Source organism: Bacillus sp. ISL-34 (assembly GCF_018613325.1).
GTDB lineage: Bacteria > Bacillota > Bacilli > Bacillales > DSM-1321 > Peribacillus.
Window position 1 is genome coordinate 1 of record NZ_JAGGQJ010000016.1, and the last position, 12683, is coordinate 12683.

13 protein-coding genes and 1 pseudogene are annotated in these 12683 nt (G+C 33.6%); 12 read left to right on the forward strand and 2 right to left on the reverse strand.

Annotated elements, in window-relative coordinates; genetic code table 11:
- The first annotated feature begins 340 nt into the window (after nucleotides 1-340).
- From J7E52_RS13010 to J7E52_RS13050, 9 genes and pseudogenes are all read left to right on the forward strand, one after another.
- Nucleotides 341-949 (forward strand): transglutaminase-like domain-containing protein, encoded by a 609-nt coding sequence (locus J7E52_RS13010; RefSeq protein ID WP_396020274.1) that lies wholly within the window; start codon nucleotides 341-343, stop codon nucleotides 947-949.
- Between the two features lie 472 nt (nucleotides 950-1421).
- Nucleotides 1422-1727, forward strand: a complete 306-nt coding sequence (locus tag J7E52_RS27415) for a VanZ family protein (RefSeq protein WP_396020275.1) — start codon at nucleotides 1422-1424, stop codon at nucleotides 1725-1727.
- Between the two features lie 201 nt (nucleotides 1728-1928).
- Nucleotides 1929-2798, forward strand: a complete 870-nt coding sequence (locus J7E52_RS13020) for a hypothetical protein (protein WP_214747056.1) — start codon at nucleotides 1929-1931, stop codon at nucleotides 2796-2798.
- Between the two features lie 151 nt (nucleotides 2799-2949).
- A pseudogene (locus J7E52_RS13025) lies at nucleotides 2950-3201 on the forward strand (helix-turn-helix domain-containing protein); the annotation flags it as partial.
- 63 nt (nucleotides 3202-3264) lie between these two features.
- The gene (locus J7E52_RS13030) at nucleotides 3265-4227 is read left to right on the forward strand and encodes a helix-turn-helix transcriptional regulator (protein ID WP_054396776.1); all 963 of its coding nucleotides are present in this window, start codon (nucleotides 3265-3267) and stop codon (nucleotides 4225-4227) included.
- Nucleotides 4228-4303: 76 nt separating this feature from the next.
- Nucleotides 4304-4936, forward strand: a complete 633-nt coding sequence (locus J7E52_RS13035; protein WP_054396774.1) for a type 1 glutamine amidotransferase family protein — start codon at nucleotides 4304-4306, stop codon at nucleotides 4934-4936.
- A gap of 448 nt (nucleotides 4937-5384) precedes the next feature.
- Complete coding sequence (locus J7E52_RS13040) at nucleotides 5385-5732, forward strand: hypothetical protein (protein WP_214747058.1); 348 nt, start codon at nucleotides 5385-5387, stop codon at nucleotides 5730-5732.
- A gap of 253 nt (nucleotides 5733-5985) precedes the next feature.
- Nucleotides 5986-6510: a GNAT family N-acetyltransferase gene (locus J7E52_RS13045; RefSeq protein ID WP_214747061.1), complete on the forward strand. Its 525-nt coding sequence runs from the start codon at nucleotides 5986-5988 to the stop codon at nucleotides 6508-6510.
- 156 nt (nucleotides 6511-6666) lie between these two features.
- The gene (locus tag J7E52_RS13050) at nucleotides 6667-7758 is read left to right on the forward strand and encodes a GerAB/ArcD/ProY family transporter (protein WP_214747064.1); all 1092 of its coding nucleotides are present in this window, start codon (nucleotides 6667-6669) and stop codon (nucleotides 7756-7758) included.
- A gap of 208 nt (nucleotides 7759-7966) precedes the next feature.
- On the opposite strand, the gene J7E52_RS13055 is transcribed toward J7E52_RS13050, so the two are convergent.
- The gene (locus tag J7E52_RS13055; protein ID WP_214747067.1) at nucleotides 7967-8104 is read right to left on the reverse strand and encodes an anti-repressor SinI family protein; all 138 of its coding nucleotides are present in this window, start codon (nucleotides 8102-8104) and stop codon (nucleotides 7967-7969) included.
- A 655-nt stretch (nucleotides 8105-8759) separates the two neighbouring features.
- Here J7E52_RS13055 and J7E52_RS13060 point away from each other — a divergent pair.
- Together J7E52_RS13060 and J7E52_RS13065 are read left to right on the forward strand one after the other, a co-directional pair.
- The gene (locus tag J7E52_RS13060) at nucleotides 8760-9005 is read left to right on the forward strand and encodes an AbrB/MazE/SpoVT family DNA-binding domain-containing protein (RefSeq protein ID WP_286197725.1); all 246 of its coding nucleotides are present in this window, start codon (nucleotides 8760-8762) and stop codon (nucleotides 9003-9005) included.
- Between the two features lies 1 nt (nucleotide 9006).
- Nucleotides 9007-9408, forward strand: coding sequence for a type II toxin-antitoxin system death-on-curing family toxin (locus tag J7E52_RS13065; RefSeq protein WP_214747070.1), 402 nt, complete (start codon nucleotides 9007-9009; stop codon nucleotides 9406-9408).
- 353 nt (nucleotides 9409-9761) lie between these two features.
- On the opposite strand, the gene J7E52_RS13070 is transcribed toward J7E52_RS13065, so the two are convergent.
- Nucleotides 9762-10907, reverse strand: a complete 1146-nt coding sequence (locus J7E52_RS13070; protein ID WP_214747073.1) for a tyrosine-type recombinase/integrase — start codon at nucleotides 10905-10907, stop codon at nucleotides 9762-9764.
- Between the two features lie 358 nt (nucleotides 10908-11265).
- On the opposite strand from J7E52_RS13070, the gene J7E52_RS13075 reads away from it, so the two are divergent.
- Nucleotides 11266-12516: a helix-turn-helix domain-containing protein gene (locus tag J7E52_RS13075; RefSeq protein ID WP_286197726.1), complete on the forward strand. Its 1251-nt coding sequence runs from the start codon at nucleotides 11266-11268 to the stop codon at nucleotides 12514-12516.
- Nucleotides 12517-12683 lie beyond the last annotated feature (167 nt).

Below are 12683 nucleotides of genomic sequence, written 5' to 3' on the forward strand. Positions count from 1 at the left end.
TCCAAAAACATATTATTGCCGTAACCCCTAATCCTTCTTGCAGTATCATATCTTCGCTTGTTATACGAGATCTTTGTCCCAACCAGCCTAATCATGTTTCTACAAGTAGGGGGCGAACTGTTTAGTTGACGGGGTCCAAGCCCCACGGGCAGGAACGTTCTACCCCAGCTACCGTTATCATATATCGATATAAAAATTGTTCAACCAGAAATAACTGGCTGACCTTTATAATACGAAAGGGGCAGGATAGTTGAACAGTACACCTATAAATTCAGTTCTCATTAATATAAAATAATATTAATATATACATTTTTATACAAAATAGGAGTGGGTGGAGTTAGTGAATATGATTTGTGAGTCAGAAAAATCGGATGATTATCTACTTGAATTAAGTGAAGTCAATTATTCTAACCCTTTAATTAGAGCAAAGGTGGATGACCTTTTCGAACCTTCTCAAACAGAAATTGAAAAAGCAAAAGTAGCTTTTGAATTTGTTCGTGATGAAATATCTCATTCTTGGGATATTCAAGGGAAACGTGTTACTTGTAATGCATCAGATGTATTAGCCTATAAAGAGGGGATTTGCTATGCAAAATCAAATCTATTCGCATCCTTATTACGGTCGCAAGGCATACCAACAGGTTTCTGCTATCAAAGATTGATGTTGTTTGATACACCGGAAAAGGGGTATTGTATTCACGCTTTAAATGCTGTTTTCCTAAAACCAATTAATAAATGGGTAAGATTAGATGCTCGTGGAAATAAAAAGGGGAATGATGCTCAATTTTCAATTGATGAAGAAAAATTAGCATTTCACACTCATGAGGAATTTGATGAAAAGGACTATCCAGTTATCTATACAAAGCCACATCCCAAAACGATAGCTGTATTAGAGGAACATAATGATGTAATAGAAATGTATAAACATCATTTACCTGAGAGTTTATAGTTATTTCACTAACAGGTGCGTAAGATCGGAGCTGTCTTTAAGGCAGCTCTTTCTTTATGCAACTAACGGGGCAGATTAGTTTAACAAGATTTTAATACTTGGACAAAGCCATATAGAGAAATGTTAAAATGTTCATATGAATTTGTGCAATTAATTTAGAAAGAGGTTGGCTATGTCAAAAAATGTGAAATGGTTTACAATTCTTATTCCTACTTTTTATTTCCTTATCCCCTTAATATTGAAATTTAATTATGATTCTAGTTTTTTACGTATAAAATTAATTGAGCTTTATATCAATTGTATTCCTATAACGGTTTGTGTAATATTTTTGATAAAAAAGGCGATAGTAAATAATTTTTATAAGTTAGTCGTTCTAACTGCTTTTATTGTGTATTTATGCTCATTACATCAGATAGTTACCTTTATTCCAGTATAGTATTTGGAAAGTCCAGTTATATCTTCAACAACTCCATTGCTAAATTTAGTTCCTTTTAAAACAATTTTAGAATCACAAATTACACAATTAATGGGTCCTTTATTAATGTTGACCCCATTAGCTTTTGCACTAATGTCTCTTAGCATCTTAAAAAGTAAAAAAAAGACTATTATGGTTACAATGCTTATCTCTATTGGGATTGAACTAATTCAATTTATTGAAAATTCTACAGGGTCAGCGTTTTTATTATATTCTCGTTCAACAAACATTGATGATGTCATTCTAAATACCCTTGGAGGTGTGATAGGGGTATATATTATCTTTTGTTTAATCATTTTATAAGTAAGGGACAATCTGAAAGATTGCAAATTAGTAATTGATATTAATAATATTCTTGAACTAACGGGTGCTTTACTTCAATAAGAGAGTTGCTTTTAACAGCTCTTTTTCATATGGATCTATCGGGGCAGGTTAGTTCCATAAGAAGAGCGAACTTACATATAGTATAAAGACTTACCAAAATTAATCGAGAGGACTAAATAAATGGGGAAAATAAATGAAATTATTTATGGTCTTATAAACCAAGGAATAATAAAAAATGATGATATAGACATAAAGAAATTAAAAAGTGGTACTACAAATGGAATTCTATATACTCTACATAATAATGATATACCAAAATATGTCATTAAATTGGACAAACCTAAATTAATAGCTGCAACAGAGGCTTTTCTCCTTACTTATAAAGATGTAAATTTGTTGCCCAATGTACTTTATACAGACGAGAAAAAAGAATTTATAGTATACTCTTATATTTCTGGAGAAACTCATTTTAATCGAGGTTCTAAAATAGAATGGATGACTATTTTAATTAAGGAACTATTAAATAAATACAAAAAAGTAAACAAAGAAAACTGGGGAAGAGTAAATGGAATACATAGAAATTCATGGGTGGACTTCAATTTAAGTAGTTTGGAATTCGCCCAAGAGGATATAGGCGATTTATTACCAAGTGAGGATCATAAAAAAGTAGAGTTATTGGTTAATAAATTGAAAACATACGAACATCAAGAAGAGAAGTATTACCTTCATGGAGATGCTGGTGTTCATAATTTTGTATATAAGGGCAACAAATTAAATGGGGTTATTGACCCTATGCCTTTAATCGGTCCAAAAATTTATGATTTTACATATGCTTTTTGCTCTTCTCCAGACGATTTAAATTTAGAGACGCTGTTGTCATCTTTCTCATTATTGTCTCAAGATGTCCCCTTTAATATAGAAAGGCTTTTGGAGGAAGTTATTTTTCAATTATACACACGTATAGGCGTTTGTATTAGGGTTCACCCACATGACTTAAGTGGCTATCTTAAAGCGTGGAAAGAATGGAGAGTATATCTACATTCAATGTAAATAGCGATTCTTAGTGAACTAACGGAGCGTTAGCTGAAGATCAGAGCTGTCTTTAAGGCGGCTTTTTCTTTATGCAACTAACGGGGCAGTTTAGTTGAAGATGGAACCACCCATTTTTTAGCAATTCACTTAAATTCGATGGCCAACCGGGATACCGAAGATGGCGGGTGTAAACCAATTAGAACGTGATCTTATCCGTATGCGGCAGCGTGAAGGGATTGAACTGGCTAAGAAAGAAGGAAAGTTTTAAGGTCGGTTAAAGAAGTACCATAAAAATCATGCAGGAATGAATTATGCAGTAAAGCTTTATAAAGAGGGAGATATGACTGTAAATCAAATTTGTGAAATTACAAATGTGTCTAGGGCCTCATTATATAGAAAGCTATCGGAAAGGAACAGTTGATGAGTTATACCAAAAATTGGAAATATATAATAGAAAATAAATTCCATATAGAGGTGGAATTATATGCCTAAAATTGACAATATGTTAGCAATTCTATGGATGCTTCGTTCAGGTGAAAAAATTACTGCAAAACAAATTTCAGAAAAGTTAGAGATGAATATAAGGACTGTGTATCGTTATATTGATACAATTTCAACAAGTGGCGTACCTATAATTTCAGAACCAGGACATAACGGTGGATACACTTTATTGAACAATTTTATTGAGGCTCCTCTTTTTTTTGATTTTGAGGAGCAAACTTCACTATTTCACGCTGCTGTTTTTGCAGAAGAAGCCGGATATTATGGAAGTGAAGCACTAAATAGGGCCATTTCAAAACTAAGTAAATACTCAAATCAAGAGCAGGAAACAAAGATAAACCAACATTTAACTAGTCTTGAAGTAATAAGTCGATTAAGTTCAATCTCTATGGAACCTTTTTTGAAGGAGTTGGAGCAGGCCGTAGCTGACGGGTACTCAGTAAAAATTCTTTACCATAAAAGTGGCGAAAAGCAATTAAATTATAGATTGGTCGATCCGTACAGAATTATCTATTGGAATAATAAGTGGTATGTGATTGGATTTTGTCATCTTAGGGATGATATCCGTAGTTTTAGAGTAGATCGAATTGAAAGTCTAATGCTAACCGAAAATAAGTTTAACCGGCCAGAAAATTTTTCAGCACGTGACTTTTTTATGAAAAACCTCCTTCCAACTATAGAAGATAAGGGAGGGAATACTTCTTTAGTTATTAATGGGAATACAAGGACGTTGGGAGATATTTGCCAACATTGGTTTTTAGGACATTATTTACAAGAACGGACTTCAAATCAAGCAGTATTTCTTCTTGAAAAGGATATGATACATACATATGTACCTTATTTACTTTTACCGTACGGTAAATCTATTCAAGTTATTGAGCCAATAAGTCTAAAGAAAAGACTTATTGAAGTTCTGTCGGAATTAATAAAATTTCATCAAGTATGATAACTTCCCTGACGTTAGCTGTCAGGGAAGTTATATTATAATTGGCTATATCAATTGTGATTGGGAGTGTTATTGGATGCAAACAAAAAAAGTTTATCTATATGTATTTAACACAATGTCAGACTGGGAATATGGATATTTAATTGCCGAACTAAACACAGGAAGATATTTCAAAAAAGATATAGCACCTTTAAAAGTAGTTACAGTAGGAGCTAATAAAGAAATTATTACTACGATGGGGGGACTGAGCATAAAACCAGATATTCCCCTTGATGAGTGTACTCTTGAGAGTAAAGATCTTTTAGTTTTGCCTGGAGGGAATACTTGGGGAGAAGTTATTCATCAACCAATCATGAAAAAAATTGGCGAAGCTTTAAAGCTTGGCACTATTGTTGCTGCAATTTGTGGTGCAACTGAGGCCCTTGCGAATATGGGATACCTAGATTCTAGAAAGCATACAAGCAATAACTTAGAGTATATTAAAATGGTTTGTCCTAATTATAAAGGAGAAAAATTTTATGAGATGGGACCTGCGGTATCTGGTGAGAATTTGGTTACTGCATCAGGAGTAGCTCCTCTGGAATTTGCGATGGAAGTACTGAAAAAATTAGATGTATTTGCACCAGATACATTACATTCATGGTATAACTTAAATAAGACTCACAAACCTGAATACTTCTTCCAGTTAATGAATTCAATAAATAGATGAGCTAAAAAAATCAACTTAGCAGATTTATATTAGTTTAAATAATTACCATGCTTTAGACAATGTCAAAGCATGGTTTTTGAATATAACTTAAAAATGCTTATGGAGTAATGAAAAAGCCCAATTTCTCTTAATTAACGGTGAAGTTGGGCTTTTTAGTATTGAAAATTCCTTAACGTTGTAAATCCGCATTTTCCTGACGGTACCCCTAATTGTATTCCTTATGGAACTAACGGGTGCTTTACTTCATTACCAGGGAGCTGATCAGCAGCTCCTTTTCTTATGCAACTAACGGGGCAGTTATCGGGTGCTATAGCTGAAGTTCGGAGCTGTCTTTAAGGCAGCTTTTTCTTATGGCACTAACGGGGCAGGTTAGTTCTACCCCAAAAAGTTCCATTTGTCCATTGAGCAAAGAAAATAATTACTGTAATGTTAAATTCAAGGGATTAATATGCCGAATAAAAGAGGAGGAAAAATCATTAATAAGAACTTAATTTTGGTAAGTCTAGTGTTTATGTTTTTAACTGCTTGTTCTAATACTCCTAAAGATCCAGAAATATTTTCAACAAATAAGAAAGAAAAGGAAATTGAATCATTGATTTTTAAGGAACTAGACAAGCAGAAGGTTGACGTTGTTGTAGCTTATGGAATATCCACAGAAACCAACTCAGTTAATTTGGGGATTAGAACTTCAAAAGAAGATTTCGATAGTACAAAACAAAATCTGAAAAAAATAGTGAATAAAACTCTTACTAAAAATGGTATAGAAGGTTTAGCAGTAAATATAAAAAAGAAGTAAATTAAATTTGTTGAAAACTGGCCGATAAAAAACGATTTAATGAATTTGTGAAGAAATCTACTTAAACTAACGGGTGCGTTAGCTGAAGATCAGAGCTGTCTTTAAGGCAGCTTTTTCTTTATGCAACTATCGGGGCAGGTTAGCTCAAGAAGGATATTAGTAGCGATAAATAGAATGCTTTATTCAAACTTAATTGTATAGAAAAACTCTTCTATACAAAATTTCATGCAAAATAAACGGGAGGGAGTAGTTAATGAATATTCGTATTTTAAAAGAGTCCGATGCCCATTTATACCAGGAAGTACGATTGAATGCATTGAAAATTAACCCAGAAGCATTTGGTTCAACATATGAGAGAGAGGTGGGATTTTCATTAGAAACGGTAAAGGAGAGAATTAAACCAATAAGGGACAAGTACATTTTAGGTGCTTTTGATAATAGAAAATCTTTAGTTGGAATTGTTACTTTTATACGTGAAAACAATCTCAAAACCAGACATAAAGGGAATGCTTTTGGAATGTACATAGCTCCAGGCAATCGAGGTCAGGGTTTAGGAAAATCATTAATGAATGAACTTATAAGTAGGGCGAAGAATTCTGAAGGATTGGAACAAATAAATTTAACTGTTGTATCTGGTAATGACTCCGCAAAGAAACTATATAAGTCTTTGGGATTTGAGGTCTATGGTACAGAACGAAATGCCTTAAAGTATAATGAGCACTATTTTGATGAGGATTTGATGGTTCTAACGTTAGCTGTAGATCAGAGCTGTCTTTAAGGCAGCTTTTTCTTTATGAAACTAAAGAGGCAGGTTAGTTCATTAAGCGTAGTTTAGTCGTACTGTGTACTTTAAGTTTGTATCTTTATGAATAAATTTCACTTGTAAAAGCCAGATTATAAAAATGAGAAATATGGGTGATAATGAGGGTACTATATGAACCAAGCTAGTGTTAATGATAAGTATAAGGTCGCGCCTTTCTATGTGTTTTTTTTAGTGCATTCCCTGCAAACAGGATTAGGCGTGTTGAGTTTTCAAAGAAGTTTAGCTAAGGCGACGGGAACGGATGGCTGGATTTCCTTACTCCTAGCCGGGCTCATTATTCATATATTAATTTGGCTTATATATAAAATTTTCAGTCTTGTTCCTGGTGATATCATTTCTGCTAATAATCATGCATTTGGTAAATGGTTTGGGAATTTCTTCAGTCTCTTATTTATCCTTTACTTTTTTGTCCTTGGAATGACGGTCATAATCGGCTATATAAATGTCATACATGTTTGGATGTTTGAAGAGGTACCTTCATGGGTATTTGCTATGGTTTTCCTGTTCCTGATTTATTATATTATTACGGGAGGGTTCAAAACCATTACGGGTATTACCTTTTTAACTGTAATCGTTTCATACTGGCTGATATTTGTACCTTTTTATGGTTTGAAATACGCTGATTTTACACATTCCCTCCCTATTTTTAACCATACTTTATTGGAAATAATGAAAGGAACTAGAAGTACTTCATTATCAATGATTGGTTTTGAAGTGATCCTGATGTATTATCCATTCATTCAAAATGGTGAAAAATCACAAAAGTATGCTCAAGGAGGAGCCTTGGCTACGACGTTATTGATGTTATTACTATATTTTACTTCGGAAGTCTTTTATTCAGAAAAACAGTTGGCTATTACTCTTTGGCCAACATTAACAATGACCAGTATTATTGAATTGCCCTTCATTCAACGGTTCGAATACATAATCATTTCTTGGTGGACCCTCGTTATTATACCCAACATGGTGATTCCTTTGTGGGCTGCCAGCAGGGGTTATAAGCGCTTATTTAATGTCCAGCAAAAGTACCCGTTATGGGTAATGTCCATACTCATATTACTTATCAATATATTTTTTTTCGATGCCGATTCCTTATATATTTTATATAAAATAATCAATCCATACAGCGTGTGCTTCCTTGTTTTATACTTGCCTCTTCTTTTGGTGTTCATAAACATAAAAAAATTAAAGAAATCTTTATAACAAATTACCATATTGTAATGAGTGGAATAATTTTCAAAATAACATTTATTTTTTAAAAAATTGAGTTATGACACAAAACTTTAATCATCACGGTAAGTTTGTGTCAACTCTACAAATAAGTTCCTAGAACTCCCTCAGTTTATTAAGTATTCAGACTACTATAGCACTGAAAACACCGTTCTGATTATTCGAACGATGTAAAAAATAGTCAATTTTTATTGATTTTTGATCTTTCTTCCAAAAATCGTTTAAATTCCTCTTTTGTTATATTTGATTTCATTGCTATTTTTACTAACTCAACCCATTCTTCAGGAAGATCTTGATCCTTATTTTCTTTTGCTGTCATGGTTATCCTCCTTTATTTAGAGCATGCTTTTCTTTACCAGTTATCCGTTTTATCTAATAATTGATCAATGTCAAATGTATCAAGATAGAATGGAATTGACTCTTCGCAATTTCTCCACTAGCGAAAAGTATATTATAGCCAAAACAATTCTCCTTCCTTTGTCACTTGCACTTAAAACATTACGTTTAATAGTTAATTCTTTTGAGGGTATCATTATTTAGTATACATTTGACATTCCTTTTACACTTATACAACTACTATTACACCTATTCCATACTGTTATAATTCCCTTCTCTTATCTTGAACTTTCTCCTTTAATGAACGGATATATCAACCTATAATTTTTTATGAACTTTAGAGGTAAAAACATTGTGCAACGGCGAAACAATAAAGGGACGGTAGGGGAAACATTAAATAATCGTTGTAAATACCCCCTCAAATTTGAGTATCAGTGACAGACTATCATTGAAAAGTAGGTCCATGTCCTAGAAATAATGGAGGTTGTTCAGCTTGTAGAATAAGGTAGCTTTAAAGGTCTAAGCAAGCCTTTTCGCGTAATTAATAAAAGGTTTCAGATAAAAGTAGTATAAATAATAACGACCAATGTTATAATAGTAGTAACAATTATAACTTTCTTTTGAAGGAGGAATGTATATTGGCTATTAGGAAATTAACTAAAGTCGGCAATAGCTTGGGTATTACGTTCCCAGTTGAAATGTTGAAAACAGCAAATTTAGCTTTTGGAGACGAATTAGAGGTTGAGTTTAAGGGTGAAGAAATCATTTTAAGGAAAAATAAAAATGTGAAATTACCTAAAGGTGTAGATCCAGAATTTATGGAAATGTTATCAGACATTATTAAAGAACATGACGAAGCATTTAAGGGATTGGTGGATAGATAATATGACGTTTGATATTATCTATCTTTCCACTAATCAAATTATTGCTATCAATGCCATTCAAATAAAAGTTTATTCTCCTACTGAACAAATCGGAGTGAAAGATCCCGGTCTCCTTGATTCTGCAGTAAACAGACCCAGACAAACTGTTTTCGAGAATGATGCTTACCCATCTATTCATGAAAAGGCTGCAGCCTTATTCGAATCCATTTCAAAAAATCATGCGTTCCACAACGCAAACAAAAGGACAGCACTCGCTTCCCTTATTATGTTTCTGAAGATCAATCATTATCAATGGATAATGGGAATAGAGGAAGAACAGGATTTTGTTGTAGATGTCGTCAACCATAAGTATGATTTTAAAGCTATCGCAGGAATTATCAAAGAGAACATAAAGGCTATATAAAAGGGATCAAGATTCATGGAATATTAAAAGTTAATTTGGTCTATACCGAAGGTTGGTCTTATATCATTAGAAAAACTAAAGATGGAGATATGTATTCACGTTAGGCTTAGGAATACCAAAAATGATTATTCAAAAAGAGGGGAGAACAAGTCATCTAGATGTCTTGTTCTCCCCTTTTAATCATACGTCTGAATATACTACTTGCAATGTATGGAGTATCTTTTATTAAATCTCGACCTTTTTTTATATCTTCAATATTTAACCATTTTCGAAACGGATTTTTTAAGAGCGCGCCACTCAATGAGAGTTTAAAATTCAGCAAAAACTTTTCTGAATATGACGAGTTTCTTCTATTATATATACTCCCCAAACACATCTGATTTCCACAAATGAATCGCATGGCGTTCTTTTTCAAAAACCTTCTCCAAATAAATTTCTGTCGTGGAGAGTTGTTCATGGCCCAGACTCTTCATAATCTGATAGACATCCACTCCATTTAAGTGCGAAATGATGGCAAAAGCATGCCTAAAGGTATGGGGACCAATGGAAGAAGATCGAAACTTCAAAAAGGGCAATTCACTCTCTTTAATGGCTTTTGTGATGTATTGAGACAGATAAGAGGGAGAGTAGGCCCGGCCGGTATTGGTCGTAAAGAGCGGATCTTCTCCTTCTGCTGCCTCTATATCGTCGATTCCTCTAGCTGAACGGAATATCCGAATACTATTTAGTCCTTTTTCTTTCAATGGGATTTGCCTTCTTTTATTTCCTTTTCCTAGTACCTCTAAAAAATACGAACTGGTAATGGAATCATATTGAAGATCCTTGACTCGGAGTCGTGTAAACTCTTCATTACGCATGCCTGTCATCGTGAGGATATGAATGATCGAAAAAACGATGGGGTGGTTGATTTCCCTGAAGTAATCAAGTAGCTGAATGACTTCCTTTGGTCCCAAATCACGGTTCGGCCGATCATCTTTACGAATATTGATCTTAAAGAAACCTTCATGAATGGGTTCCGTGATATAGCCTGATTCGAACAGGAACTTTAAAAAACTCTTAATGATGGTTGTCTTTCTGGATAATGCGGCAACGGAATACGCTCCTTTTTTTAAGACATAGGGGCTTTTTTCCGATAACCATTCCTGGTACCTTCGAATGTGCCGGGTAGAAAGAGATTTAAAGAGGGAACCATCCACAACTTCTTGCAAGTCTACGTGGATTTCCGCTGAATAGGTGAGTAATTGTTCAATAAATTGAAGAAGTTCTCGCTCATAGGCTTGGACGGTGCGGGTGGACTTTTCATGTTGCCGTTTTAAATGTTCCCGCCGGTGAATAAACCACTGTAGCATGTCTACATCGCTAAAATCGGAAAAAGATTTCTGTCCATTCTTTTCTGTCGCATCCAATCGTTCTTGTAACGTGTGAATCGAAATGTCTGACAGACTTTTTTTCCATGCACTACTCTGAATCTCTTTCGTTTTATCTATCAGTTTATGCATACCTGTATCCCTCACTTTTATGATTCAATTATTTATAAGATAATGTCTATATGTAGTACAAACCTATTCATTAACATTACTTACATTATAACAAATGACAAGAGGTAATTAATTAAGAAAGACCTAAATAAATCCTATCTTTATTTATATGAAATATAATTAGTATAAAATTAGATTCTTAAATTATAATAATAATATTTGATGCAAACGTTAAATCTTTAATGATTATATAAGAGAAATTTAAAATTATACTTATTTAAGACAATATTATATATTATGATAGATATATAAATTAAATAGTTAATCATGAAATAGAAAGACATATAACAATAAAAGATAAAGGGTGAAGAGACAAATCATGAATAAACTAAACCATGAAAAAAACACGCAGACTGCATCTTATGAAATGGGGGAAACGGTTTATGTTCTTCAAACATGTACGGAAGAAGAAGACCCAGAGAGTTTTTACTACTTTAAACAATTTGAAAAAAAAGAAGGCGTGATTTTGGAAGTGATCGAACACCCACGCCTCCAATATCGTGTAAAATTTGGCCAGGCGGAAGCAGTCTTGTATCATGAGGAATTGACAAATGGGGACCAACGGGATGTTCCCATAACAGGTACGGATCATCCAGAAGGGTGGGAGGCGGATAAAGTGGAATGGTATACCCAAAAAGAAGTAGCTGACTTATTAGGAGTATCCAAGGCAACGGTCTACCATTATGGAAAGCAGAAGAAAATCATGAAAATTCTGGACCCACATCGATTACATAAAGAGGCACGTTATCAAAAAGCTGAAGTGGATCGATTAGTCTATGAAAAGCAATCTTTACCTACTGGCATGAGTCCTAATGAGGTTGCAAAGAAATTGGGATTATCTGTACAAAGTGTTTATAAGTATATACAAGATGGTTCAATAAAAGCTGAGGCCGTCCCTTATGGTGATGAAAGAATCACGTATGTAATATCGGAAACAGCCTATCATGAAGCAGAGAAATCTCTCAAACCATCTGAAACACAGCGACCAAAAAAATATGAATATTATGATTCAAAAAATGACATTGTTTTGTATCAAAGATTTCATTCAACTAAAATACCAGAGGCACGTGTGGTTCGTAATGAAGATAATGTATTTGGTTTCTACCTACCCAATATCCAAAAATGGTTGACGTATGAAGAGGGAATTAAAAATTATACTTTAAAGCCATCATACTCAATCCACCAACCTATTTTGGATTATAAAGGATATGTGGAGCTTCATGTACCCAAGAACGAAGTAGTGTTTTATCCCTTCCTTGACTATTTATATGAAATTTGGGGAGTGGAAAACATTCGAGTTAGAGAACAAAGGGATTCAGTTTTACTCTACATCAAGGCAGGGGAAAAGCCGTTAATGTCTGAGGTGTTTGGTATTGCTGATATTTTACCGTTCTTAATCAATGGAGAAATTCATCATAAAGAAAATGCTTTAATATTACGTAGTCCATATCGAAAAACTAGTTTTGAATTACCTATTGAATTGTTAGAAACAATTTCAGACTTAGCTGAACAAGAAGGGATTAGTATCAGTAAATGGGTTGAGCAAAAATTATTGTCGATAATAAAATAACTATCCCATTTGGGTTTGTTCTTCGAGATATATTTACCAAGGGTGGACATGCTGTTGCTGTATCTAGGGTATTTGACTAATGATGTTGAATTGTGAATTTTAAGGTAAATCCCTGTTAATATTTATCTGCAAATAAAAACATCATGTTGGAGTTAGTATAGTTTCAT

Coding starts and splice junctions, on each gene's coding strand:
- J7E52_RS13020 (WP_214747056.1), top strand. CDS start 1,929: ATGGGGAAAATAAATGAAATTATTTATGGTCTTATAAACCAAGGAATA.
- J7E52_RS13055 (WP_214747067.1), bottom strand. CDS start 8,104: ATGACAGCAAAAGAAAATAAGGATCAAGATCTTCCTGAAGAATGGGTT.
- J7E52_RS13035 (WP_054396774.1), top strand. CDS start 4,304: ATGCAAACAAAAAAAGTTTATCTATATGTATTTAACACAATGTCAGAC.
- J7E52_RS13070 (WP_214747073.1), bottom strand. CDS start 10,907: ATGCATAAACTGATAGATAAAACGAAAGAGATTCAGAGTAGTGCATGG.
- J7E52_RS13065 (WP_214747070.1), top strand. CDS start 9,007: ATGACGTTTGATATTATCTATCTTTCCACTAATCAAATTATTGCTATC.
- J7E52_RS13075 (WP_286197726.1), top strand. CDS start 11,266: ATGAATAAACTAAACCATGAAAAAAACACGCAGACTGCATCTTATGAA.
- J7E52_RS13040 (WP_214747058.1), top strand. CDS start 5,385: ATGCCGAATAAAAGAGGAGGAAAAATCATTAATAAGAACTTAATTTTG.
- J7E52_RS13030 (WP_054396776.1), top strand. CDS start 3,265: ATGCCTAAAATTGACAATATGTTAGCAATTCTATGGATGCTTCGTTCA.
- J7E52_RS13045 (WP_214747061.1), top strand. CDS start 5,986: ATGAATATTCGTATTTTAAAAGAGTCCGATGCCCATTTATACCAGGAA.
- J7E52_RS13050 (WP_214747064.1), top strand. CDS start 6,667: ATGAACCAAGCTAGTGTTAATGATAAGTATAAGGTCGCGCCTTTCTAT.